The 24,854-nt window shown below is 72.0% G+C and carries 21 protein-coding genes; 5 read left to right on the top strand and 16 right to left on the bottom strand.

Annotation, left to right across the window (positions count from 1 at the left end; all coding sequences use genetic code 11):
• Positions 1-3: 3 nt before the first annotated feature.
• From ABD234_RS11520 to ABD234_RS11505, 4 genes are all read right to left on the bottom strand, one after another.
• The gene (locus ABD234_RS11520) at positions 4-795 is read right to left on the bottom strand and encodes a PIG-L deacetylase family protein (protein WP_344356286.1); all 792 of its coding nucleotides are present in this window, start codon (positions 793-795) and stop codon (positions 4-6) included.
• An 82-nt stretch (positions 796-877) separates the two neighbouring features.
• Complete coding sequence (locus ABD234_RS11515) at positions 878-1,105, bottom strand: hypothetical protein (RefSeq protein WP_344356284.1); 228 nt, start codon at positions 1,103-1,105, stop codon at positions 878-880.
• Positions 1,106-1,168: 63 nt separating this feature from the next.
• Positions 1,169-2,137: an MsnO8 family LLM class oxidoreductase gene (locus ABD234_RS11510; RefSeq protein ID WP_344356282.1), complete on the bottom strand. Its 969-nt coding sequence runs from the start codon at positions 2,135-2,137 to the stop codon at positions 1,169-1,171.
• Positions 2,138-2,187: 50 nt separating this feature from the next.
• Complete coding sequence (locus tag ABD234_RS11505; protein ID WP_344356280.1) at positions 2,188-3,054, bottom strand: PhzF family phenazine biosynthesis protein; 867 nt, start codon at positions 3,052-3,054, stop codon at positions 2,188-2,190.
• A 392-nt stretch (positions 3,055-3,446) separates the two neighbouring features.
• Between ABD234_RS11505 and ABD234_RS11500 the strand changes: the two genes are divergently transcribed.
• Positions 3,447-3,866, top strand: a complete 420-nt coding sequence (locus ABD234_RS11500) for a hypothetical protein (protein ID WP_344356278.1) — start codon at positions 3,447-3,449, stop codon at positions 3,864-3,866.
• Positions 3,867-4,036: 170 nt separating this feature from the next.
• On the opposite strand, the gene ABD234_RS11495 is transcribed toward ABD234_RS11500, so the two are convergent.
• The gene (locus tag ABD234_RS11495) at positions 4,037-5,443 is read right to left on the bottom strand and encodes an MFS transporter (RefSeq protein ID WP_038371503.1); all 1,407 of its coding nucleotides are present in this window, start codon (positions 5,441-5,443) and stop codon (positions 4,037-4,039) included.
• A gap of 422 nt (positions 5,444-5,865) precedes the next feature.
• On the opposite strand from ABD234_RS11495, the gene ABD234_RS11490 reads away from it, so the two are divergent.
• Both ABD234_RS11490 and nhaA read left to right on the top strand, forming a co-directional pair.
• Complete coding sequence (locus ABD234_RS11490; protein WP_344356276.1) at positions 5,866-7,284, top strand: sodium:proton antiporter; 1,419 nt, start codon at positions 5,866-5,868, stop codon at positions 7,282-7,284.
• Positions 7,285-7,354: 70 nt separating this feature from the next.
• Positions 7,355-8,698 (top strand): Na+/H+ antiporter NhaA, encoded by a 1,344-nt coding sequence (gene nhaA / locus ABD234_RS11485; RefSeq protein WP_344356274.1) that lies wholly within the window; start codon positions 7,355-7,357, stop codon positions 8,696-8,698.
• A gap of 52 nt (positions 8,699-8,750) precedes the next feature.
• Here the strand turns inward: nhaA and ABD234_RS11480 are convergent, their stop codons facing one another.
• From ABD234_RS11480 to ABD234_RS11465, 4 genes are all read right to left on the bottom strand, one after another.
• Positions 8,751-10,244: a type III PLP-dependent enzyme domain-containing protein gene (locus tag ABD234_RS11480; protein WP_344356272.1), complete on the bottom strand. Its 1,494-nt coding sequence runs from the start codon at positions 10,242-10,244 to the stop codon at positions 8,751-8,753.
• On the bottom strand, positions 10,237-11,901 hold the full coding sequence (locus tag ABD234_RS11475) for an FAD/NAD(P)-binding protein (protein WP_344356270.1): 1,665 nt from the start codon (positions 11,899-11,901) through the stop codon (positions 10,237-10,239). Before ABD234_RS11475 ends, ABD234_RS11480 begins: the two co-directional genes overlap by 8 nt.
• Entirely contained in the window at positions 11,894-12,940 is a 1,047-nt protein-coding gene (sbnA, locus tag ABD234_RS11470) for a 2,3-diaminopropionate biosynthesis protein SbnA (RefSeq protein WP_344356268.1), read from the bottom strand. Before sbnA ends, ABD234_RS11475 begins: the two co-directional genes overlap by 8 nt.
• Before the next feature lie 206 nt (positions 12,941-13,146).
• Positions 13,147-15,219, bottom strand: coding sequence for a PhoX family protein (locus tag ABD234_RS11465; RefSeq protein WP_344356266.1), 2,073 nt, complete (start codon positions 15,217-15,219; stop codon positions 13,147-13,149).
• A gap of 678 nt (positions 15,220-15,897) precedes the next feature.
• Here ABD234_RS11465 and ABD234_RS11460 point away from each other — a divergent pair.
• Positions 15,898-16,347 (top strand): hypothetical protein, encoded by a 450-nt coding sequence (locus ABD234_RS11460; RefSeq protein WP_344356265.1) that lies wholly within the window; start codon positions 15,898-15,900, stop codon positions 16,345-16,347.
• Positions 16,348-16,355: 8 nt separating this feature from the next.
• Here ABD234_RS11460 and ABD234_RS11455 read toward each other — a convergent pair whose 3' ends face one another.
• The 3 genes from ABD234_RS11455 to ABD234_RS11445 all read right to left on the bottom strand — a co-directional run bounded on the left by ABD234_RS11455 (position 16,356) and on the right by ABD234_RS11445 (position 19,856).
• Positions 16,356-16,769 carry a universal stress protein gene (locus ABD234_RS11455; protein ID WP_038372624.1) on the bottom strand — a complete coding sequence of 138 codons (414 nt, stop codon included), beginning with the start codon at positions 16,767-16,769 and terminating at the stop codon, positions 16,356-16,358.
• A 34-nt stretch (positions 16,770-16,803) separates the two neighbouring features.
• Positions 16,804-18,246, bottom strand: a complete 1,443-nt coding sequence (locus ABD234_RS11450; protein WP_038372625.1) for an APC family permease — start codon at positions 18,244-18,246, stop codon at positions 16,804-16,806.
• A gap of 92 nt (positions 18,247-18,338) precedes the next feature.
• The gene (locus ABD234_RS11445; protein ID WP_344356263.1) at positions 18,339-19,856 is read right to left on the bottom strand and encodes an LssY C-terminal domain-containing protein; all 1,518 of its coding nucleotides are present in this window, start codon (positions 19,854-19,856) and stop codon (positions 18,339-18,341) included.
• A 71-nt stretch (positions 19,857-19,927) separates the two neighbouring features.
• Between ABD234_RS11445 and ABD234_RS11440 the strand changes: the two genes are divergently transcribed.
• Positions 19,928-20,773, top strand: a complete 846-nt coding sequence (locus ABD234_RS11440) for an aldo/keto reductase (RefSeq protein ID WP_038372628.1) — start codon at positions 19,928-19,930, stop codon at positions 20,771-20,773.
• Positions 20,774-20,919: 146 nt separating this feature from the next.
• Here the strand turns inward: ABD234_RS11440 and ABD234_RS11435 are convergent, their stop codons facing one another.
• The 4 genes from ABD234_RS11435 to ABD234_RS11420 are packed head-to-tail and all read right to left on the bottom strand — an operon-like array spanning position 20,920 to position 24,815.
• Entirely contained in the window at positions 20,920-21,675 is a 756-nt protein-coding gene (locus ABD234_RS11435) for an iron ABC transporter ATP-binding protein (RefSeq protein WP_038372630.1), read from the bottom strand.
• Positions 21,672-22,826, bottom strand: coding sequence for an iron chelate uptake ABC transporter family permease subunit (locus ABD234_RS11430; protein ID WP_344356260.1), 1,155 nt, complete (start codon positions 22,824-22,826; stop codon positions 21,672-21,674). Before ABD234_RS11430 ends, ABD234_RS11435 begins: the two co-directional genes overlap by 4 nt.
• Positions 22,819-23,805 carry an ABC transporter permease gene (locus ABD234_RS11425; RefSeq protein ID WP_051486847.1) on the bottom strand — a complete coding sequence of 329 codons (987 nt, stop codon included), beginning with the start codon at positions 23,803-23,805 and terminating at the stop codon, positions 22,819-22,821. Before ABD234_RS11425 ends, ABD234_RS11430 begins: the two co-directional genes overlap by 8 nt.
• A complete protein-coding gene (locus ABD234_RS11420) occupies positions 23,805-24,815 on the bottom strand; it encodes a siderophore ABC transporter substrate-binding protein (RefSeq protein WP_198025414.1) in 1,011 nt (336 codons plus the stop codon). Before ABD234_RS11420 ends, ABD234_RS11425 begins: the two co-directional genes overlap by 1 nt.
• Positions 24,816-24,854 lie beyond the last annotated feature (39 nt).

Below are 24,854 nucleotides of genomic sequence, written 5' to 3'. Positions count from 1 at the left end.
CACTCATGCGGTCGGCCCGGGAAGCGGCTGCCGTGCATGGTCGGCACGAATGACTTCGTAGCGCTCAGTGGACCAGCCCGTGGCCTCGAGGATCCCGCGCAGAAGGATCGAGTCGCCCACCACCTCTCCTCCGCGCACGAGGGACTCCAGCGATCCGGTGCCGAGCCCTTCGTGGTACGCATCGAGGGCGCGCTTCCTGTTCTGTGCGGAGGCCTGCACGTTTCTCGTGATCAACTCCGTGCACGTCCCGCGAACTCGGCCTGAGCCGATCCGGGCGCTCGGAGCGAGCACCCGGAGCAGATCGACGCCCGCCCGGACGTCGGGCTCTGCGAGTCGGGCACCCCAGACGCCTCCGGGGACGGCAGCACCGTTCTCGGCGGCGACCGCTGCTTCGGCGATGGCGATGTGGTCCGGGTGACCCGTCAAGCCGTCCGATGCGAAGGTCAGCACGATCTCCGGTCGGACCTGTTCGAGGAGGCGCTCTACGGCCTGCCGGAGCCGCTCGGGCGAAGCGTCCCCAACGAGTGGCCCGCCATCAGCGTCGACCCACGCAGCCGAGCTGTCGAGCCACGACCACCCACTCGCGCCCATCACGTCGAGCGCCGTCTCGTACTTTGCGATTCGTCGAGCACGAGCCTCGCGGAGCGATGAGGTGGACCGCAGTTCGCTCGCCTCGCCGCCTGTGGCGATCACCCCGTGCACGTCGTACCCCTGAGCAACGAGGTCGCTCGCCCACCCGAAATTGGCGAACGCCTCGTCGTCCGGGTGCGCATGGAGCAGCAGGGCAATCGGCATACACCCCACGCTAAGGCACGTGGCCAGCGGTGACGGGCGCAGTCGGGAGCGCGTCAGCTTCGGGCCGTGGAGATGACGCGCCTCAGGTGTGCAGCTCGTCCAGCAGGTAGATGTCAGCGGTCCCGTCGTCCAGGCACTGGTGCCCTCCGTCCAGGTACTGCGGGTTCACGACGAACACCGCGCCGCAGGCGGCGCAGAGCTCTCCCCCGATCTCCTCGGCGTAGGCGCGAGCCTCCGCGCCGACCCCGAACTTCCCCTCGTTCTCGCGGCGGACCTGGTCCAGAGTCCGACGCACCCCCTCGATGGTCATATGTCCAATTTATCGGCTCCCGGAGGTCGCCATGCCGATGTGTCCCGATCGTGACCTGGGCCCTCAGCCCAGCAGCGCGGCGAGGCGTCGGTCGGAGTCGGCGAGCGCAGCGCGGTCGAAGGTCGCGCCGGAGGCGAGGAGCTCGTCGGCCCCGGACGTCTCCATGAGGCGGCCGATGCGGGCGGCGACCGTCCGCTCGCTGCCCGCCCAGGTGCCCTCGAGCGTCTCCTCGAGGCGCTGGGCCTCGCGGGCGTTCCGCGACTGGTCGCGGATCGCGGCGACGCTCTCCAGCGGCGGGAAGGCGCCGTCGCGGCGGGAGCGGACCATGGCCCAGGCCTCGGGCAGGGCCAGCTCCCGGGCCTCGGCGTCGGTGTCCGCGACGAGGACATCGGCCGAGAGCATCACGTGCGGGGCGCTGCCGTGATGGGGGCGGAAGGCACGGCGGTACGCTGCGAGGCGATCGGGCAGCTCCGCGGAGCGCAGCACGGGGCCGCCGAGCACCACGGGCAGTCCCAGCCGCGCGGCGATGTCGAGCCCGGAGCCGGTGGCCAGCAGGTGCATCGGCGGCGGCCGATCGGCGGCGGGCCGGGCGGTCACCTCCGCCTCCCCCTCGAGGTGCGCGCGGACCGCGACGACGGCGCGGGCGAAGTCCTCGGCGGTGACCTCCTCGCGGCCCAGCGCCCGCCGCACCGGCGCGGTGAAGCCGAGCGAGCGCCCGAGGCCCACGTCGATGCGCCCCGGGGACAGGGATTCGAGCATGAGGAACTGCTCGGCCACGATCAGCGGCCGATGGTTGGGCAGCATCACCCCGCCCGAGCCCAGCCGGATCCGGCGGGTGCGGGCACCGATCGCGGCGAGCAGCACCGCGGGGGCGCCGCTGGCGATCCCGGGCACGGCATGGTGCTCGGCGACCCAGAAGCGGTGGTAGCCGGCGGCCTCGGCCGCCTCGGCGCGCGCGACCGAGTGGGGCAGGGCCGCGGATTCGGGCAGCCCGGTGCGCGTGCGCGAGCGGTCCAGGAGGGAGAGCCTCATGCCCGGGGCAACGCCGCGCGCCGTCCGGGCCTTCCCCGGGCCGGGCCGGCTCACACGGCGAGAGTTCCCGCGATCCGGGTCACCGCGTGCCCGCCGATCCACACGATGGCCTCGCCGTCGGCCGCCTCGACCTGGACGTGCACGAGGCCGGAGCGCCCCAGCCGCGCCCCCTGCGAGGCGATCCAGGAGCCGGTCAGCTCTCCGCGCCCGAGCAGCCACTGCGCGACGCCGGCGTTGAGGCTGCCGGTGACCGGGTCCTCGCAGGCGGAGGCGCCGGAGGAGGGGACCGCCCCGAGGAGGGCGCGGACCTCGTAGGCGGCGCCCCGCGGGTGCGGGGCATCGGCCGCGTACCGGCCGATGACACCGATCTTCATCTCGGGCTCGAGCTGCGGCTCGAGGTCCAGCACGGCCTGGGCCGATGCCAGCTCGACGACCTGCCAGCCGGGGCCGTTGTCCGCCCACGCGTGGCCGACGATCTCCTCGCGCGCGATGCCGAGCGCCGCCGCGATCCGCGAGACCTCGGCCGTCTCGAGGGGCCCGCTGCGCTGCAGCGGCGGCGCCGCGAAGGCGAGCCGCTCGCCGTCCCGGCGCACTGCGACCAGGCCCGCCGCGCATTCCTGGACGATCTTCTCCCCCATCGGCCGCCCGCCGGCCTCGAGCCAGGCGCGGGCGCTGCCGAGGGTGGGGTGCCCGGCGAAGGGCAGCTCCCCGGACGTCGTCATGATGCGCACCCGGTAGTCGGCTCCGGGCTGCGTGGGAGGCAGCAGGAACGTGGTCTCCGAGAGGTTCGTCCAGGCGGCGATGCGGAGCATCTGCTCGTCGGACAGCCCCTCGGCATCGACGATCACGGCCAGGGGGTTCCCGCCGAAGGGCTGGTCGCTGAACACGTCGAGCTGGGCGAAGCGGCGCTGTGACATGGGCCGATCCTTGCACAGCGCCGTCGGAGCCCCGTCCCGAGGTACCCCGCCATGACCGGGCGATGGATACTGGCGCCCACGCCTGGCAGAGGAAAGCACGCCTGGCAGAGGAAAGCACGCCTGGCAGAGGAAAGGGGGCGCTGTGCGGAAGCTTCTCGGACATCTCGGGACGGCGGCGGTCTGGATCGTGCTCGGTCCTCTCGTGCTGGCCGCGATCCTCGTCGCCGTCCCGTTCCTCGCGATGGAGCGCGCCATCGGCCTCGTGCTGTCGCATGCGGGGCGAGCCGCGCATCGCTCTTCCCCGGACCGGTGTCGTGCTCACGTCGTCGAGCAGCGGGCCCGCGGACCTCGGGGCGATCGCCGAGGCGGTCATCGGCCGATGCGCGAGGACGATGGAGCGATCGATCCGGGCAGATGGCTCCGTCGAGCTGACGACGGCAGAGACCGCGGGCCGGCCCGTCATCGTCCGGTTCTCCGAGGAGACTCTTCTCGAGGACGACGCCGAGGTCGAGATCGGCCCGTGGTCGGTGCACTGCTCCGAGGGTGCGGACTACGGCGAGGGCGATGCGGCCGTCACCATGGCCGTGGCGTATCTCGATCACGGTCTCACGTGCCGCGTGGTCGGGCGCCGCACCGTCGGCATGCTGCGGCTCGCCGATCCGGGAGTGTGGTGGCGCCCCTCCCTGGACGCCGATTCGGCCTTCGCCCAGACCTGGTTCCCGGAGTTGCCGGGCAGGCCGGCGACCGCCGCGGAACGAGCGGAGTACCTCGCGCGCGCCGCAGCAGGGCCCGACAGCAGCGACACGACCTGATCGCGCGCCGGATCCGAGCTCGCTCCTCGGATCTCGGATCCAGCACATGCGCTCCTCGGCACGAGATGAGCGCATCAGGCGGAACGCACCGCCCCCGGGGCCCGGAGCCGACGCTCGGATCCGCCCCGGCGCCCGGCCCGGACACGCGGGGCCGAGCGCTCGCCCCGGGGTCAGCGACCGGCGGCGTCGAGGGCCTCGGTCTCGGCGGTGATGGCCTTGGGGCCGTAGTCCTCCGGCTCGGACTCCGGGATGTCGGTGCCGTGCAGGGAGGCGCCCGCCGTCTCCTTGAGGAAGACCAGGGCGATCATGCCGATCACGCAGCCGATCATCACGTACACCGCCGGGAACTCGAGGAATCCGGTCGCGCTGACCACGCGTTCGTTCAGCGGCGCGGCGGTGCCGCCGAAGATCGAGGTGAACACGTTGTAGGTGACCGCGAAGCCGGCGAAGCGGACGTGGGCGGGGAACATGGCCGGGAAGGTCGCGGAGATCGTGGACAGCTGCGGGATGTACAGCAGCCCCAGCACGGCGAAGCCGAGGATCGCGAAGCCGAAGCCCTGCCCCATGAGCATGTACATCGGCACGGCCATGACGAACAGGCCGACCATCGAGAACCACCACAGCTTCTTGCGGCCCACGCGGTCCGACAGCGCCCCGCAGAACGGGATCAGCGCCATCATCGCCACCTCGCCGATGAGGATCACCGCCAGGGACTGGTTCGCCCCGAGGTCGATCTTCGTCTCGAGATAGCCGGGCATATAGGTCAGCAGCGTGTAGTTGGCGATGTTCAGCGGGATGACCAGGCCCGCCATCACCAGGATCGGCTTCCAGTAGCGGGCGATCAGGTCGCGCAGCCCGCCCGCGGCGGACTCCTCGACCTCGCCGGCGCCCTCGAGGTCCTGGAACACCGGCGTCTCCTCGAGGCGCGAGCGCAGGTACAGGCCGATCAGGCCCAGCGGCGCCGCGATGAAGAACGGGACCCTCCAGCCCCACGCCGCCATGGCCTCGGTGCCGATGACCAGCTGCAGCAGGAGCACCACGACGGTGCCCAGGGCGAAGCCGCCCAGGGTCCCGAACTCGAGGAAGCTGCCGTACAGCCCGCGGCGCTTGTCCGGCGCGTACTCGGCCATGAAGGTCGCCGCGCCGCCGTACTCGCCGCCGGTCGAGAAGCCCTGGATGACGCGCAGCAGCGCCAGCAGCACCGGCGCCAGCAGCCCCACCTGCTCGTAGGTGGGCAGCACGCCGATGAGGAAGGTCGCCGCCGACATGAGGATGATCGTGAGCGCGAGGACATGCTTGCGCCCCAGCTTGTCGCCGAGCGGCCCCCAGACGAAGCCGCCGAAGGGCCGCGCCAGGAAGGAGATCGCGAGGAACGCATAGGTCCAGAACAGCCCCTGCTCCCCGGGCGGGAAGAAGTGCTGGGAGATGTAGACGGCCACGACGGCGTAGGCGCCGTAGTCGTACCACTCGGTGGCGTTGCCCATCGCGGAGGCCGCGACGGCCTGGCGGATCGTACGCCGCGGAGGGAGGTCCTCGAAGGCGGTGCCCTCCCCCGGGGTGCTGGCAGATGATGACACGGGATACCCGTCCTCTCGGTCTGCGGCCCGGCGCCGGCATGCGCGCGGGCCCTCTCCACGCTAGGCAGGCGCGCGGCCCATCGCCAGGCGATGCGCCCGGGCTCCCGAGCATCGGGCCAGGTCATCGGCCGATAGGGAGATTGCGTGACCGGTCGGTCGGCCCGACGCGCCCCGTCCCGGCTCGCGGGCTCCCGGCTCCCGTCCGGGTGCATCATGAGACACTGGCGGCGGAGAGCCGGGAAGTCTGGTCGGCACGGGAACGTTCCCGTCCGCACCTCGACGCGCCCCGCGAAGGACCTCCATGCGCCTCCTGTCCATCATCCGCACCGTCGGCGTACGCCGCTCCACCCGGTCCCCCACCGCAGCGGGGTCTCCCCCGTGGTCCGGTCGGCGTCGGCGCCGACCCGAAGGTGCCGTACGCGATGTCGTTCCCCGCCTGGACCCTGGTCCCCTTCGTGGCGATGCTGCTGGGCATCGCGATCTTCCCGCTGGTGCCGGCGCTGGCCCATCACTGGGAGCGGCCCCGCAACCAGCTGATCTACGCGCTCGTGCTCGCGGTGCCCGTGGCGATCGGCCTGCTGGTGGTCGCGCATCCGGAGCTGCTGGCGCACGCCCTGATCGAGTACGCCCAGTTCATCGTGCTGCTGCTGTCGTTGTTCGTGGTCTCCGGCGGGATCGTCCTGCGCGGCGACCTGGCCGCGACGCCGCGGGTGAACACGATCTTCCTCGCCGTCGGCGGGGTGCTGGCGAGCTTCATCGGGACCACCGGCGCGGCGATGCTGCTGATCCGGCCGCTGCTGAACACAAACTCCGAGCGCCGCTACCGCGCGCACACGGTGGTGTTCACGATCTTCGTGGTCGCCAACTGCGGCGGGCTGCTGACGCCGCTGGGCGACCCTCCGCTGTTCCTGGGCATGCTGCGCGGGGTCCCGTTCACGTGGACGTTCTCGCTGTTCCCGCAGTGGCTGTTCATCCTGGCGCTCCTGCTGGCGACGTACTGGGCGCTGGATCGCCGCATGTATGCGCGGGAGAAGCCCGAGGCGATCGCCCTGGACATGACGCGCCAGACGCCGCTCAGCATCGGCGGGGCGGGCAACCTCGTCTTCTTCGCCGTGATCATCCTGGCGGTGGCGCTGGTGCCCTCGCTGGACATCGACGCCGTCGCCCACGGCCATCTGGAGCACCTGAACTGGGTGCCGTGGCGCGAGCTCGTGATGCTCGCCGCGGCCGGGGCGTCCTTCGCCCTGGGCTCCAAGACGGTCCGCTTCACGGAGAACGAGTTCACCTTCGCGCCGATCGCCGAGGTCGCGGCCCTGTTCATCGGCATCTTCGTGACGATGGTGCCGGCCCTGCAGGTGCTGCGCGCCCTGGCGCCCTCGCTGCCGCTGAACGAGATCACGCTGTTCTTCCTCACCGGCGGGCTCTCCGCGGTGCTGGACAACGCCCCGACGTATGCGACGTTCTTCGAGATGTCGACGCAGGTGGCCGGCGAGCCGCGGGTCGCCGACGTCCCCGAGGCGCTGCTGGTGTCGATCTCGCTGGGCGCCGTGCTCTGCGGGGCCATGACGTACATCGGCAACGGCCCGAACTTCATGGTGAAGTCCGTGGCGGAGAACAGCGGCGTCTCCATGCCGACGTTCTTCGGCTACGTCCGCGAGGCCTTCGTCTACCTGGCGCCGGTGCTGCTGGCCATGCTGCTGCTGTTCATCGCGCAGCCGTGGTGGGCGAAGGCGCTGGGTGCGCTGACCGTCCTGCTGATCCTCGCCCGGGCCGCCCGGCAGGCCACCTCCCGTCCCCCGCAGCTGGTCGCCCGCGGGGCGGGCCGCCCCCGCACCCCCTGAGCCGCGCCGCTCGGCGGCGCCGCCCCCTGTCACGATCGTCCCGAGCCCCCCGACTCCAGGAGGAGCGCCCATGAGCACTGCACGACCCAAGAACGAGCAGGACGCCGTCCTCTCCCGCGGGACCTACCGCGAGCTCAGCCGCATCGAACGCATCCTCACGGCGGAGACGACCGGCGGCCTGATCCTCGTCATCGCCGCGGGCCTGGCCCTGCTGCTGGCGAACTCCGGCGCCTCCGAGGCGTACACCTCCTTCCGCGACGCCCACATCGGCTTCCACATCGGCCCGCTGAACCTGGACCTGTCCATCGGGCACTGGGCGGCCGACGGTCTGCTGGCGATCTTCTTCTTCCTCGCCGGGCTGGAGCTGAAGCAGGAGTTCGTCCACGGCGATCTGCGCGATCCCGGCCGGGCCCTGGTGCCGGTGGCCGCCGCCGCGGGCGGCGTGGCCGTGCCGGCGCTGGTGTTCGTCGCGATCACCCTGCGCGGCCCCGAGGGCGCGCTCAGCGGCTGGGCCATCCCCGCCGCGACCGACATCGCCTTCGCCCTGGCGGTCCTCGCCCTGGTGGGCACGCACCTGCCCTCGGCGCTGCGGACCTTCCTGCTGACCCTCGCGATCGTCGACGACCTGCTGGCGATCCTGATCATCGCGATCTTCTACACCAGCGACCTCCAGCCGGTGTACCTGCTGGTGGCCCTGGTGCCGATGGCGATCTTCGCCCTGCTGGCGCAGAAGGCGCAGTCCTGGTTCCACCGCTCGTTCACGGCGGCGTGGATCCTGCTGCTGCCGCTGGGCCTGATCACCTGGGCGCTGTTCCTGAACTCCGGCATCCACGCGACCATCGCCGGCGTGGCCCTCGCCTTCCTCGTCCCCGCCACCGCCCGGGAGAAGGACGGCGTGCGCTACTCCCTCGCGGAGACCTTCGAGCACCGCTTCCGGCCGCTGAGCTCCGGCTTCGCGGTGCCGGTGTTCGCCTTCCTCAGCGCCGGCGTCGCCGTGGGCGGGTTCTCGGGCCTGGTGGCCTCGTGGGCCTCCCCCGTCGCGCTGGGCATCATGGCCGGCCTGGTGGGCGGCAAGATCCTCGGCATCGTCGGCACCACGTTCCTCATCACGCGGCAGCGCCGCACGAACCTCGACCCCGCGATCCGCTGGGTGGACCTGGTCGGCATGGCGGCCGTGGCCGGCATCGGCTTCACGGTGTCGCTGCTGGTCGCGGAGCTAAGCTACGACTCCGGCGATCCGTTGCACGACATCGCCAAGGTCGGCGTGCTCACCGCCTCGCTGCTCGCGGCGATCGTCGGCGCGCTCATCCTCATCCCGCGCAACGCCCGCTACCGGCGCATCGCCGAGGAGGAGAAGGTCGACACCAACCTCGACGGCGTCCCGGACGTGTTCACCGACGACAGCTCCCGCTGACGCGCCCGCCCTCCGGGGACGGGGGCGTGCCCCTGCGGGGGCGCGCCCCCTCTCACCAGGGGCGCACCGCCGGCTGCGCGTCGATGCGGTCGCGGACGAAGCCCCCGTCCCCGGAGACGAGGTTCGAGGCGAGCGGCAGCTGGTGGGAGGCGCTCTCGAGGATGTGCATGAGGTATCCGGCCGTGTTCGGCAGGGCGATCACGTCCCCGATCCCGACCCCGCGGGGGAACGCGAGCCGGCGCCGCAGGATCAGCTCCGCCTCGATGCAGTAGGCGCCCACCAGGAAGCCGGTCATCGGCGGGGAGGGCTCCGCGGAGCCGCGCACCAGGATCGGGTCGACCAGGAAGTCGTCCGAGGTCGAGCGGCACTGCGTCCGGTTCATCTCCAGGCCGACCAGCCCCACGCCGTCGCTGGTGGTGGTCCGCTGCACCACGGAGGCCAGGGTCATGCCGCAGCCGTCCAGGAGGGAGCGCCCGGGCTCGCAGCGCAGCTCCAGGGCCCGGTCGGCCAGCGCCGCGGCGACGCTCACCCCCGGGGCGATCTCCCCGGCGAGCACGGCGCGGAGCCAGGGACCGCGCACCGTCGACTGGTGGTAGGGGTAGAACTGCCGCAGCGGCTCGTCGCGCCAGGTCAGCGGGCCGCCGTCGGAGGCGGCGCCGTCCTCGCGGGCCGCGAGGAACGCCGCCCACTGCGCGGCGTCGTCCAGGTAGGACATGGGGATCCCGCCGCCGATGTCGAGGAACGCGGGCCGATGTCCGAGGGCCCGCAGGGCATCGAGCAGCTGGATCGCCTCGCCGATGGCGCGCACCCGGGCGGCGGCGTCGTAGCCGTGCAGGTGCAGGTGGACGCCGTCGATGCGCAGCGGGTCCGCCGCACCGGCGCGGTCCTGCCCGGCGCGATCCTGCTGGGCACGGGCCTGCTGGGCACGGGCCTGCGCCCAGTGCGTCCAGGTCGCCGCCGATTCGCCGAACCGGGTGGGGGCGATCAGCTCGTCGGGGCTCGGCGCGAGGCGCAGCGCGACGGGGTGGGCGGCGCCGGCGTGGGCGGCGCCGGGGCGCGCAGGGTCGGGGGCGGCCAGGCGGTCCACCGCAGCGGCCTCGTCGAGGTTGTCGAGGGCGAGGGTGGCGCCGGAGTCCAGGGCCAGGCGCAGCAGCGGCTCCGGCTTCACGGCGGCGGTGACGATGATGTCCTCGGGGGCGACGCCGAGGTCGAGGGCCTGGGAGAGCTCGCGGTGGCTGCCGAGGTCGAGGCCGAGCCCCCGGGCGCGGGACGCCTCCATGAGGCCGAGCGTCTTGTTGGCCTTCCGGGCCGCGAAGATCCGCAGCGGCGTGCCGGTCGCGGCGGCGGCCTCCTCCAGCTCGGCGGCATTGCGGGACAGGGCCGCGAAGTCGTGCAGGTTCACGGGGCTGCCGTGCCGCGCGAGGAGATCGGCGCACGCCGCAGGATCCGCGAGCAGCTCCTGCATCCACGGCTCGAGCCGGGCGTCCAGCGGCGGCAGGCCGCGGCACCCCTCGCGCAGCATCGTGGGGGCGGGGTTCTCATGCATGCTCTCGTACCCTTCCTGCCAGGCGCCGGGCCCAGTGGTCGATCTCGTCATGGAGGTGCCGGTTCAGGGTGTCATGGCCGATCACGTGGTCCTCGGTGGGCCGGCCGATGAGCACGAGACCCTCCACGCGCCGCCCGACGGCGTCGAGCGCGGTGCCGTCCTCGTCGACCACGGCCCCGCGCCGTCCGGGACGGATGTGCAGGTGCCCGTCGGCCCTTAGCTGCTCCAGGAGCGGGTCGTGGAGCCGGCGCACGCCGGGCGGGGCCAGCACCGCGTCGACGACGACATCGGCGGCCGCGGCCCCGGCGGGGACCCCGGTGATGCGGCGCGGCCCGATCCGGGTGCCCGCCTCGAGCCAGGAGAGGTCCACGGCGCCGGAGTCGAGCATCGCCAGGAGCTTGCGGGCGGTGATCAGCGGCGGTCCGAAGGCGAAGCGCTCGAGCACCTGGGCGGCGTCGCGGAGCTCCCGCCACACGGGCTCGGGCGCGCCGCTGCCCCGTAGAGCCCGGGTGATCTGCGGGTACAGCCCGGACCAGGCCCGGCCCAGGGCCCAGGCGGGACCGGGCACGACGGTGCCGGCGGCGACGTCGACCGCGCGGCGCAGGGCCCGCTCCGCGCTGCCGGGGCCCTCGGCCAGGTCCGGTTCGCGGCCCGTGGCGAGCGTCCGCACGACGTCCTCGCGGGCCGATGCCGCGCCGCCGAGCAGCGCCGCGGCCGTGTCCTCGACGATGCCGATCACCTGCGGGATGGAGGCCGCGACGGCCCCGGGCCGCGCCTGCGCGAGACGCCGCCGCCCCTGGTCGATCGCGGCCCGGGCGTCGTCGGGCAGGACGGTCGCGGGGGCGGGCTTGGGGTGCAGCAGCAGGCCGTGGCGCGCGGTGGGAAGGATGGTCGCGGGCTCGCCCGCGCCGCGGCGGTGCACGAGAGCGCCCGATCCCGGGTCGGGGACGAACCTCCCGCCGCGCTCCTCGGTGAGCACCAGCGCGGCGTCGAGGAAGGTGAGCGCGGCGCCACGCACCGCCACGCGCGCGCCGGGCGGCACCGAGGCGGGATCCAGCATGGTCCCCACGGGGTGGACGGCGGGCACGAGGCGCTCCGGCCCCTCCCAGGCGGCGGCGAGGGCGCCGCGGTACGTGCCGGCGTGGCCGGTGGCCAGCAGCAGCTCGTCGCAGGCCAGCTCCTCCGGATGCGCCGCGCCCGGGGCGAGGACCTGCACCCTCCAGCCCTCGCCGTCACGGCGGGCGCCGACGGCCGTGCCCTGCCGGTGCACGAGGGGGCCGATGCCGCGCCAGCGCTCCCGGCAGTGCTCCCATCGCTCCAGGAGGTAGCCCCCGACGACGGCGCGCGGCGGGTACGGATCCTCCGCGAGCTCGGGCCGGTGCTCTCGCACCCACGCGGCGAAGGAGCCGGCGGCGCCGCTCGCGGGGGCATCGAGGATCCCCACGTCGACGTTGAGGCGGACGGCATCGGGCTGGTCCGTCGCATACCCCGCGCCGGGGCCCGGCCGTTCCTGCGGGTCGACGACGGTGACGTGCAGCGGCGGCCCCTGCTCGGGGTCCAGGCGGGAGGCCAGGGCCTCGAGCGCGAACAGCGCCTTGGGCCCGCCGCCGACAACCACGAGCCGGCGCGGCGCGGCGGCCGATGCGGGCTCAGCCACGGTCGGCGGTCCTCCGCAGCGCGGCGGTGCCGTGGTCGAGGTCGGCCGATGACGCCCCGAGCTCCGCGGCGACCCAGTCGTCGTCGTAGACGGTCTCGAGATAGGGCATGCCGCCGTCGTGGATCACGAGGACCACCCGGGTGCCGGGGTCGAGGCGGGGCACGAGCGTGCCCAGCGCGTGGACGATGCCGCCGGTGGAGGCGCCGGCGAGGATCCCCTCGGCGCGGGCCAGCAGGCGCGCGCCGATCACGCACTCCACGGCCTCGACCCGGATCACCTCGTCCGGGCGGACGGTCTCGGAGATCGGCGTGACCACGCCCGCCCCCATGCCCGGCAGGGGGCGCCGTCCGGACGTCCCGCCGAACAGGACGCTGCCCACGGCGTCGACGGCGACGGTCCGCGTGCGCAGGCCCTGCTCGCGGATGTACTGGCTGCACCCGGCGAGGGTGCCGGTGGTGCTCACCGCCGCCATCAGCACGTCGAGGTCGCCGTCGAGGGCCTCGGCGATCTCGCGCATGGTGCCGTCGCGGTGCGCCCCGGGGTTGGCGGGGTTGCCGTACTGGTGCAGGTTCACGGCGCCGGGGATCTGCGCCAGCAGGTCCTGGACGCGGGCCAGCCGTGCGGTGAGGAAGTCGCCCGTGGCCTCGTCCGGTTCGGCGACCAGGGAGATCTCCCCGCCGAGCGCGCGGATCGCCGCGACGGTGGAGCGGTTGGTCCGCGCATCGACCACGCACACGAAGCGCAGCCGGTGGGCGGAGCAGACCCGCGCCAGCGCCAGGCCGAGGTTGCCGGAGCTGGACTCGACCACCGTCCCGCCCGGGGCGAGCACGCCGTCGGCGAGGGCGCGCCGCACCATGGCGAGAGCCGGCCGGTCCTTGGTGCTGCCGCCGGGGTTCAGCGTCTCGAGCTTGGCGAGGATCTCGACGTCGGAGCCGGGGAACAGCTTCTCGAGACGGATCAGCGGCGTGCCCCCCACCGCGGCAGAGACGTCCGGCAGGATCCTGAGGGCGTCGGTGCCGGTCTCACGCATCATGTGCATGGCGCCACGCTATAGCTCAGCGCCCGCCGTGGGCAGGTGCCCGCCGACCGAGCGGTCGGCGGGGCCGCCGGCGATCCCGACGACGCCGCAGGTCAGCGGCATTCCCCCGGGGTCGGGCGCGAGGTGTTCCCGCGGGAACGCCGGAGGCCGGCGCCCCGGGAACGATGCTCCCGGGACGCCGGCCTCCGATGCGGATCGGGCGGGGATCAGCGGCGCCCCTTGCCCTTGCCGGGCTTGCCGTGGGACCCCTTGAGGATCTGGATGACGGAGGGGCGGGGGCCCGTGCCGTCGTAGTCCGGGAAGTAGGAGCGCTGGGCGCCGAACTCGCCGTCCTCGCCCGGGTGCTGGACGGAGACGAAGGCGGTCCGGTCCTGGTCCCGGATGATCGGGCCGCAGGTCTCGGCATCGATCGGCACCGACAGGAACTGCTCCACCCGGCCGCGGGCCTCGCCCTCGAGCGTCACGCGGAACAGGCCGTCGTTGTAGCCGATGCCCGACGGCGCGCCGTCCGTGGAGATCCACAGGTTGCCGACGGAGTCGAAGGCCAGGTTGTCCGGGCAGGAGATCGGCGAGACCTGCTCGACCGGGAAGCCGGAGAAGTAGGTCTGGTCGCCCTGCGCCGGGTCGCCCGCCACCAGCAGCAGGTTCCACGCGAAGGTCGTGGAGGTCTGGTCGCCCTGCTCGTCGATCTCGACGATGTGCCCGTCGCGGTTCTCGGTGCGGGGGTTCGCCTCGTCGACGCCGGCCTTGCCGGCCGTGCCGCGCTGCGAGTTGTTGGTGCAGGCGACGTAGACGCGGCGGCTGTGCAGCGAGGGCTCGACGTCCTCGCAGCGGTCCATCTTCGTCGGGCCCACCGCATCGGCCGCGAGGCGGGTGTGGACGAGCACCTCCTCGAGGGTGAAGCCGGGGACCGCGCTCTCGCCGTCGACGACCAGCGGCAGCCACTCGCCGGAGCCGTCGAAGGCGCCGTCGGACGGGACCGTGCCGGAGCCGTCGATCTCCGCGGCCGGGGAGTTGCCGGTGAACTTCGCGACGAACAGGTCGCCGTTCTCCAGCAGCGTCTTGTTGTGCTCGCGGTCGCCCTCGATGTACGTGTCGCGGGAGACGAACTTGTACAGGTAGTCGAAGCGCTCGTCATCGCCGGAGTAGGCGACCGCGCGGCCGTCCTCGGCGATGATCACGTTCGCGCCCTCGTGCTTGAAGCGGCCCAGCGAGGAGTGCTTCTGCGGGGTGGAGGTGGGGTCCCACGGGTCGACCTCGACGATGTAGCCGAAGCGGTGCTCCTCGTTCTCGTACCCGGCGTTGCGGGTGTCGAAGCGGGGGTGCTTGGTCTCCCAGCCGCGGGCGGTGGCCTTGTCCGCCAGGCCGTAGCGCTTCTGCGCGGCGGAGGTGCCGGGGCTGCGGAAGTAGCCGTTGAAGTTCTCCTCGCCGCTGAGCAGCGTGCCCCACGGGGTGAGGCCTCCCGCGCAGTTGCCGAGGGTGCCCAGGATGGTGCGCCCCTCGGGGTCGTCCGCGGTCTTGACCAGGTCCGAGCCGGCCGCAGGACCGGTGAGCTCGTACTCGGTGTCCAGGAGGAGGCGGCGGTTCAGCTCCGCGCCCTGCACGTAGCGGTAGGGCTTGTTCTTGTTCTGGCGCTCGAGCTCGACGACGGTGAGGCCGTGAGCGGCCATCCCGATCTCGATCGCCTCGTCGGCGTCGGTGTCCGCCGGCAGCATGATGTTCTCGTTCGTGTACTCGTGGTTCACGAACATGACGGCGCGCTTGCCGTGCGAGCCCGGGATCTCCTGGATCTCCGTGTAGTCGTTGTTGTAGCCGAACTGCAGCTTCTGCGCCTCGGCGGACTGCGCGTTCCAGTCGAAGTCGGGGGCGTCGTCGAACAGCGGGTCGCCCCAGCGGATCACAGGATGCCAGTCGAAGCCCTCGGGGACGGTGAACTCGTCGACCTCGAACTGCACCGGAGCGATCGCCTCGAAGTCGAGCTTGGTGCCGTTCGGGGCGAGCGAGGGCACAGGGCCGAAGGCGGAGCCGCCGATGGCCTGGGGGCCCGCGGCGAGCGCACCCTGCGTGCCGCCGAGCGCGATGGCGAGGGCGCCGGTGCCCCCGCCCAGCAGGGCGCGGCGCGACAGGGCGCTCGCGGCGATGTCGCGGAAGTAGCCGTTCGAGGAGGTGTTGCAGGTCTCGCCCGTGCAGGCGTTCGCGCACTTCAGAGCGCAGGTCACGGCCGAGCGCTTGCCGCGCGTGTGGCCCTGCATGAGCAGCGGGAGGCTGATCGGAGGCATGGTCTGGTCCCTTCGATTCGGTCACGTGCGGTGGGGGCCGCACGACATGGGGACCTCGGAGCCTGCCCGAAGCGGGTGACAGCGCTCCCACTCCATGGCAACGCGAAGATGAACAGCAGGACATCTCCGCGGCGGGGACCGGCCCCGGATCAGAACCGCGCCGGCGGCACAAACCCCTTAAGCTCGACCGGCAAAGACCAGCGGAGACACAGCGGCGACGATTCCCGACCCGGCGAGGGCGCCTGCCCATCACGCCCTCGGGAGCGCGCACGTGACCGAAGGAAGACGACCGTCTCGACAGTGCGCCGCGCGCTGTGCTAGAAACCCGGAAGGCACGTCCGCGTGCCGGAAACATCGGCCCCTGCGGCCGATGCCAGGGGATCGGGGGATCCGACAATGACGAAGCCAGACATTCTTCCGTCAACCCATGGAGCCACGGCCCGTGCCGTGCTCCCTGCGCCGGGCGGCATGGCCATCACCGCAGCGTCGGCCGCACCAGCTCACGCTGAGCGACGACGGACTGAGTCCGTCGGCGACGGAACAGGGACCGACGGCCCCTCCGCCCGGGCCATCGGACAGAAGCGCCAAGGCCTTGGTCGGCTTCGAAGCCCGATGACGAGTCGCCGTCGGAGCATGGCGCGCAGGGGTGTCGGCGTATGGCTCGCCTCCATCGCCGCCATGGGAGCGCTCGCCTGCTGCGAAGCGCCGACTCCTTCGGATCCGCCTCGCCCTGCGACGCCGACGTCGGCCTCCGAGCCGAGCGGACCTCAGGCGTTTGCACTGACCTCCGGCGAGCAGGACCGTGCGCAGGACAGATGCTCGCAGACGTGGGAGAGCGCCCCGTGGCTCACCGGCGACGACCTCTCCACGGTCCGGAGCCACGTCGGCGCCGGCGAAGCCGTCGTCATGTGCACCGTGGAGGTGGGGGACGGCGAACGGCACTTCTACGCCTACGGCCTGTCGCCGCCCCTGGACGGTCTCGAAGAATACTGGCCGGAAGGCTCCGGGGCTCCCGAGAAATGCGAGGTGGACACCGAATCCGGGACGCAATCCTTTGCGATGGTGGGTTCCTCCGTCTGGCGCGTCCAGACGTTCATCTGCTTCCCGATGCCTGTGGGCGTCGGGTAGCCGCCTTCTCAGAACCGCGCCGGCGGCACGAACCCCTTCGGCTTGACCAGCACGACCGGCGCCGGCGACTCGATCGCGACGCGCTGGGAGGTGGAGCCCAGCAGGATCTTCCCGATCGGGGTGCGCTTGCGGATGCCCAGGACGACCAGGTCGATGCCCTCGGACTCGATCGCCTCGAGGATGTCATCGGCCGGGTCGTCGCGGCGCGGGACGGTGCGCAGCTCGTAGGGCACCCCGGACTCCTCGAGCCGCTGCTCGAGGGAGCGCTCGTCGGTGACGGCCTTGGCCTTGCTCGGGTTGACGGCCTTCTCCGAGGCGAGCACGAGCAGCGAGGCGGAATGCTGCTCGGCCTCGGCGATCGCGAAGCCGAGGGCGGCCTCGCTGGTGGCGCTGGGGACGTAGGCGACGAGGATCTTCTTCATGCTTCTGGCTCCCTGCTGGCTGGGACGGGACGGCTCAGTCGCGGCCGATGTCGTCGGGGTGGTGGAAGCGGGTCCGGCGGGCCTTGACCGCGCCGTTGTACAGATAGGTGACCAGGTACAGCAGCAGCCCGATGCCCAGCAGCGCCCCGCCGATCGCATAGTTCCGCCCCGTCTGGGCGATGGGCGTGATGAGGATGAACGCGGTGGTCGCGCCGATGTACGGCAGGACCGTCGGGGTCACGAAGTGGTCGGCGTCGACGTGGTCCTTGCGCAGCACCAGCACGGAGATGTTGACCAGGCAGAACACGGCCAGCAGCAGCATGGCGGTGGTGCCGCCGAGGGCGCCGATGGTCTCCTCGCCGAGCACGAAGCGGACGGTGAGGATCAGCAGCACGCCGAGCGCCGTCGAGAAGATGATCGCCGTCCACGGGGAGCGGCGGTGGGGCAGCACGGCCTTCATGAACGCGGGCACGACGCCCTGCTTCGCCATGCCGTACAGCAGGCGGGAGGCCATCATCATGTTGATGAGCACGGTGTTGGCGACCGCGAAGATGGAGATGATCGGGAAGATCGTCTCGATGGGGATGTCGAGGTCCGCCTTCTCCACCACGCTCAGCAGCGGGGTGGTGGCGCTGGTCAGCTCGCCGATCGGCACGACGGCGACGGCGGTGACGGAGACCAGCACGTAGACCACGCCCGTGATCGACAGGCCCGTCAGCAGCATCTTCGGGAAGTTCTTGAGCGGGTCGACGACCTCCTCGGCCATGTTCACCGAGTCCTCGAAGCCGACCATGGAGAAGAAGGCGAGGGCCGTCGCGCCGATCACCGCGATGAACAGGCTCTTGTCGCCCTGCGTCTCGAACAGGATCACGCGCGAGAAGTCCGCCTTCCCCTCGCCGATGGCGATGAACCCGACGATCAGCACGATCGCGAGGCCGCTCAGCTCGATGAGGGTGAGGCCGACGTTGAGTTTCACCGACTCGCTGACCCCGTACATGTTCACGCAGGCGATGATGCAGATGAACACCACGGCGATCATGGTGGCCAGGAGCTTGGAGCCGGACTCGCCCATCGACTCGTCCAGGTGGAAGACCTTCAGCACGTTCTCGGCGAGGAACACCGAGCTGGTCGCCGCCGAGGTGATTCCCGAGGACAGCACCGCGAAGGTGACCATGAACGTGAGGAAGTGGATGCCGAACGCCTTGTGCACGTACAGGGCGGCGCCCGCGGCCTGCGGGTACTTGGTGACCATCTCGAGGTAGGACAGCGCGGTCACCAGGGCGACCGCGAAGGCGATGATGATCGGCAGCCAGCCGGCTCCGCCCACCTCGCCGGCGACCTTGCCGGTCAGCGAGTAGACGCCGGTGCCGAGGATGTCGCCGACGATGAACAGGAGGAGGAGCTTGGGGGTGATGGCCTTCTTCAGCTCGGTCTGCGGTGCGGACGAGCCGGCAGCCGGCGCGGGTGCCTGCGTCATGCGGTACTCCTGGGGAAGGGAATGCGTCGCAGGGCCGAGGGGCCCCGCAGTGCCCGCACTCTATACCACGGTGACCCCCGTCACCCGGCCCCTCAGTCGGTGCGCTGGGCCCGCGTGACGTGGACCCGGCGCGTGCCCACCCACAGCCTCGTGGCCTCGGATGTCATCGACATGACGCCCAGGGCGGACAGCCCGACGGCCACCAGCGTCGAGTGCGCGATGCTCCCGGAGGTCGAGGTCGCCACCAGCAGCTGGCTGGAGGCATCGGCCGTGAACAGCGCGATCAGCCCCAGGCGGGCCCACCGGCTGCGGCGCAGCACCCCGGCGAGGAACACGATCGCCAGCACGCTGAAGGCGGTGCCGGCGAGGATCTGCTCGCGGCCGGGCAGGAGCAGCCCGGCCTCGGCGATCCGGCCCGTGAGGTCCGCGCCGAGCCCGAGGGCGACCCACTGGATCACCACGGCGATGGTCTGGACCAGGATGATGAGGCCGGTCAGGATGACCGTCGGCGGCGGCAGATGGTGGTCGGCGGCGCCCGCGACGGCGTCCCGGAAGTCGGTGAGGACGTCGTGCCACTGGTCGGCGAGCTCGTGGGCGTCGCCCTGGGCGGCGGCGTGCAGGGCCGCCTGGGTGGCGGCGGCCGCGCGCGGCTTGAGCACGCTGATGCCGGTGGGCCGATGCCGCGGCAGCATCACCGCGGTCGCCCCCGGGGAGCGCTGCGCGGCGCCCGTGACGTCGACGACCGGCAGGTCGCCGTCGGTGCGCAGGCGGTCGCCCTGCCCGTTGCGATGGTGGTAGGCGGTGGAGAAGTCCTCGATGACCTCGACCTCGACGGCCGGATCGGCGTAGCGGACGGTGTCGACGATGTAGTCCCGCTCGATGTCGATGTCCTCGTCGATGCGGTGCGTGAACTGCAGGGTGAACATCGAGAAGCCGACGGCCCGGTCGTAGGTGCCGGCGGCCAGCCAGTCCGCGCGGTACCCGCCGGGCAGCACGAAGCTCTCCGGCAGCCGCCAGAAGCGCACATGATGGCGCTTGGAGGTGCTGCCGCCGACCTCCTGCTGGTACGTGAAGTCGTGGCGCCGCCCCAGCAGGTACAGGTCGGACACCGGCGCCGCGGGGTAGGAGCGGCGCAGCAGGGTCGCGGCCACCATCGACCAGGCCGAGCCCAGGGTGCGCTCCTCGGCGAGGACCCAGCCGGCACGGCGCATCGCCACGTGCAGGTCCTTCTCCTCGCCGTCGAAGGCGATGTTGATGGGGTCCGAGAGCACCCCCTCGGTGCTGCGGGTGCGGCCGAAGAAGTAGTCCGGCAGGTAGATCCACGTCAGCAGCTGGTGCAGCCGCGGCAGGGTGATGTAGGTGAACAGCACCCAGAACACCAGCAGGTACAGCAGGCGCACCGGCGTCAGCGAGAAGCCCTGGAACAGGTACAGCAGCGCCAGCCAGATGCTGATGACGAGGCCGGCGACGACGAACAGCGCGTCGAGGACCTGGTAGATCTCGCCGCGGCGGCCGCGCTCGACGTGTCCCGGAGGGTGATCGTAGACCGGCGGCCGCGTGGGGACGGGACGGTCCAGCGGCACCATCCGCGGCGGGCGCTGGGTGGGCATGGATCCATCGTAGAGGGCGCGCGTCCGAGCCCTCTGGGACCGTCCGCCGGGGCGCACGTAGGGTGGAGGACATGGCCACTGTTCCCACGCTCCGCTTCCACGACGACCACGCCATCCCCCAGCTCGGCTACGGCGTGTTCAAGGTCGATCCGGCCGTCGCGGCCGACGTCACCGGGCAGGCCCTGCGGGCCGGCTACCGCCACATCGACACCGCCGCCGCCTACGGCAACGAGGAGGGCGTCGGGCAGGCGATCCGCGAGTCCGGCATCCCCCGCGACGAGCTGTTCGTGACCACCAAGCTGTGGGACGACGCCCACGCCTACGACGACGCCCTCGCCGCGGCCGATGCCTCCCTCGAGCGGCTGGGCCTGGAGTACGTGGACCTGTACCTCACGCACTGGGCAGTGCCCGCGCAGGGCCTGTACGTCGACGCGTGGAAGGCGCTGATCGAGCTGCAGCGTCGCGGGAAGGTCCGCTCCATCGGCGTCTCCAACCACCCCGTGCCGCAGCTGGAGGAGATCATCGAGGCCACCGGCGTGGTCCCCGTCATCCACCAGATCGAGCTGCACCCCTACTTCCAGCAGCGCGAGCTGCGCGCCGTGCACGAGCGCCACGGCATCCTCACCGAGGCCTGGGGGCCGCTGGGCCAGGGCAAGAGCGACCTGCTGGAGAACCCGGTGCTCGCCGACATCGCGGCCGCCCGTTCGGCGACGCCCGCGCAGGTCGCGATCGCCTGGCAGCTCGCGCACGGGCACGTCGTGATCCCCAAGTCGGTGACGCCCTCCCGCATCGAGGAGAACCTCGGCGCGAAGGACCTGGCGCTCACCTCGGAGGAGGTCGCGGCGATCGACGCCCTGGACCGCCCCGACGGCCGCGGCGGCATGGACCCGGCCCAGCGCCCCCTGCCCGGCGCCTGAGCCGCCCCGCGAGATGTCATTCTCCGTCGCTTGAACACCCGTTCAAGCGACGCAGAATGACATCTCGCGCAACGCCGGGGCCGCGCCGGCAGATCTTCCGCGGCAGAGAAGCGTCGGGGAACGGCGGGCGGGGTCGCCGGCCGGGGTCAGTAGTAGACCGCGAGGGGCCCGTCGGGGCCGTCGATCACCTGGACCGGGGTGTCGAAGACGCGGGTGAGGACCTCGGAGGTCATGATCTGCGCGCTCGGCCCGTGCTCGAGGACGCGGCCGCCCTGGACGGCGCAGATGCGGTCGGCGTAGCGGCCGGCGAAGTTGATGTCGTGCAGGACGATGACGATGGTGCGGCCCAGCTCCTCCGCGGCGCGGCGCAGGTGGCGCATCATGTGCACCGAGTGCTTCATGTCCAGGTTGTTCAGCGGCTCGTCCAGCAGCACGTACTCGGTGTCCTGGGCGAGGACCATGGCGACGTAGGCGCGCTGGCGCTGCCCGCCGGAGAGCTCGTCGAGGTAGCGGCCCTCGAGCTCTCCGAGGTGGAGGAAGTCGATGGCCTCGCTGATCCGCTCCTCGTCGGCCGCGGTGAGCCGTCCCTGCGAGTGGGGGAAGCGGCCGAAGCCCACCAGCTGCCGCACCGTCAGCCGGGTGACGACGTGGTTCTCCTGCCGCAGGATCGACAGCACCTTCGCGAGGTCCTTCGAGCGGGTGGTGGACACGTCCATCCCGGCGACCTCGATGGTGCCCTCGTCCAGGCCCAGCAGGCGGCCGATCATCGTCAGCAGCGTCGACTTGCCGGCGCCGTTGGGCCCCACCAGGGCGGTGACGCCGCCGGCCGGGATCTCCAGGTCCACGGGGCCGATGCGGACCTCGCTGCTGTACTGCTTGCTGACGGTGCGGAGCGTGATCACAGGCGACCCTTTCGGAGGATGACCGCGAGGAAGATCGAGCCGCCGATCAGCTCGATGATGATCGAGACGTACCCCTGCGCGTAGAAGACGTGCTTCATGACGAAGTAGGCGCCCGAGAGCACGACGAAGGCGGTGAGGAAGGCGACGGGCAGGACGAGGCGGTGGTCGTGGGTGCCGGCCGCCTGGTAGGCGAGGGTCGCCACCAGGAAGCCGAAGAACGTCATCGGCCCGATCATCGCGGTGGAGACGGCCATCAGCAGGGAGACCAGCAGCAGCACGAGGATCGTCTCGCGGCGATGGTCGATGCCCAGGTTGGTGGCCTGCTCCTTCCCGAGCGCCACGACGTTCAGCCGCCGCGAGCGCAGCAGCAGGATGGTGCCGGCGAGGACGACCAGCGGGATCGCGATCGGCAGCTGGTCGACATCGGCGTTGGACACCGAGCCGAACAGGCGCGCGGCGAGCACGTCGAACTCGCTGGGCGTGAGCAGGCGCTGCATGAAGGTGGAGACGGCGCCGAGCCCTCCGCCGATGACGATGCCGACCAGCAGCATGACCTGCATGTTCGCGGAGCGGCCGGAGAGGAGCCAGCCGTACAGCAGAGCGGACAGCGCCATCATCGCCGCGATCTGCAGGACGAACTGGGTGGTGCCCTGGAGGGCGGTGAGCCCGGCGACGCCGAGGACGTACACCGCCGTGGTCTGGATCGCCCGGTACAGCGACTCGAAGCCCATGATCGACGGCGTGATGATGCGGTTGTTCGTGACGGTCTGGAAGGCGACCGTGCCCAGAGCCTGGCAGAAGGCGACGAGCACCATCACCACGAGCGTGGTCACGCGCAGCTTCGCGATGATCCAGAAGCCCTCGGACCCGAAGGGCATCGGGTTGTCCAGGGCGAGGTAGCCCAGGCCGAAGGCGAGGGACAGCACGATCAGCGAGCCGAGCACGAGCGCGAATCGGCGGCGCGCCCGGGGCGTGGGCAGGGCGCCGGAGCCGGCCCGTCGACGGGACGGGGCATCGGAGCGGGCCCCGGCAGCGGGCGCGGTTCCGGACGGCGGCGCAGTCCCCGGCGCGGGCGCGGTTCCGGACGCGGGCGCGGTTCCGGCCGGGGCCGGGTGCCCGGATGGGGCCGGGGCGGCGGTGAGCTCAGCCATGCCGGCGCCTCCTCAGCAGGAGGGCGACGAAGACGACGGCGCCGACCACCCCGAGGATCAGGGAGACGGGCACCTCGAAGGGCATGATGATGGTGCGGCCCACCAGGTCGCACACGGTCACGATCCCGACCCCCAGCAGGCACACCCAGGGCAGGTTGCTGCGCAGGTCGTCGCCGCGGATGAGGGAGACGATGTTGGGGACGATGAGCCCGAGGAAGGGCAGGTTCCCCACCACGACCGTGACCACGCCGGTGGCGACGGCGATCAGCGCGGTGCCCAGCAGCACGATCCGGCCGTAGTGGAGGCCGACGGTCGTGGCGATCTCCTCGCCCAGTCCGGCCACGGTGAAGCGGTCGGCGACGACGAACACGGCGACGCCCACCAGCGCGACGATCCACAGCAGCTCGTACTGCCCGCGCAGCACCGAGGTGAAGGAGCCCGCGAACCAGACGCCGAGGCTCTGCAGCATGTTCGTCTTCACGGCGAGGAAGGTCGACAGGGAGCCGACGACGGCGCCGAGCATGATGCCGATGATCGGCACGATGAGCGAGCTGCGCAGCGAGACCCGCCGCAGGAACAGGAAGAACACCATGGTGCCGACGAAGGCGGCGACCACCGCCCCGGTCATCTTCGTGAGGATGCTGGCCTGCGGGGCCAGGATCATCACCACGAGCAGGCCCAGGCCGGCCCATTCGGTGGTGCCGGTGGTGGTCGGCTCGACGAAGCGGTTCTGCGTGAGCAGCTGCATGACCAGCCCCGACATGGCCATGGCGGCCCCGGCGAGGACGAGGCCGATGGTGCGGGGGATGCGGGTGATCGCGAACATCTGCGCGCCGTCGTCCTGGCCGAAGATGTCGTAGACGCCGGTGAACAGGGAGGCTCCCAGCAGCAGGCCGACGACCGCGACCCCGAGGAGCAGGGCCGGGTCCAGCAGGCGGCCCCTGCCCGGCGCTCGAGGGGCCGCGATCGTCGCGCTCATCAGGCCGTGCCCTCCAGGGCGTCGGCGAAGGTCGAGAAGAACTCGGTGTAGGTCTGGATGCCCTCGTTGGTGTACGTGTCCGCGGGCATGTAGACGATGTTGCCCTCGGCGACGGCGGTCACCGAGGCGAGCGCCTCGGAGGCCTCGAGCACCGCCGCGGCGGGCTGGTAGGACGGGTCATCGGCCGAGACGGCGGCATCGCGGTCCATCACCAGCAGCCAGGTCGGGTTCGACTGGGCGATCGCCTCGACGGAGACGTCGTCGCCCTGGTGGTCGTCGCTGGACTCGGGGACCTCGAGCGCGGGGGTGAGGCCGAGCGTGGGGAACATCGGCCCGAAGGTGCGGCCGTTGCCGGGGGCCGAGTAGCCGATCTCGCCGCCGGAGGTGATCACGGCCATCACGGTCTGCGCCGGGTCGTAGGCGGCCTTGACCCGCTCGATCTGGGCGTCGAGCGCGGCGCCGAGCTCCTGCGCCTCCGACTGCTTGGAGAAGACCTCGCCGAGCACGCCCACCTGGCGGGTGAGCTCGGCGAAGAAGTCCTCGCCGTCGCGCGGGTCCAGGGAGAGGACGGTCGCGCCGGGGACGAGCTTCTCGATGTCCTCCTGGAACTGGGTGAAGCGCTGGCCGTTGACGACGACGTCGGGCTGCGCGGCCACGATCGCCTCGAGGTCGGGCTCGTTGTGCGTGCCGAGGTCGACGATGGAGTCGTCCTCGGTGTAGCCGATGGTGGAGGGCATGAGGGAGACGGCGGCGGCGGTCAGCGGGATGCCCCAGTCATGGAGGGTCTCGAAGGTGCGGTTGTCGGTGGCGACGACGGACTGCACGGGCAGGGAGATGGTCTTCTCGCCGTCGTTGTCCTCGATGGTCACCGAGGCGGCGTCGCCGCCGGCGTCGCTGGCCCCGCCCTGGGCCGGGTCCTCGACCTCGGAGGAGGAGCAGGCGGCGGCGAGCAGGCCGATGGCCCCGGCGGCGGAGAACGCGCCCAGGCGGCGGCGGGAGATCGCGGTCATGTGATGTCCTTCGGTCGGCATGGCTGTCGTCACGAAGGT

This window comes from Brachybacterium phenoliresistens, from assembly GCF_039530785.1.
GTDB classification, from domain to species: Bacteria; Actinomycetota; Actinomycetes; order Actinomycetales; family Dermabacteraceae; genus Brachybacterium; species Brachybacterium phenoliresistens.
This window is presented reverse-complemented; position numbering and strand designations above follow the sequence as displayed.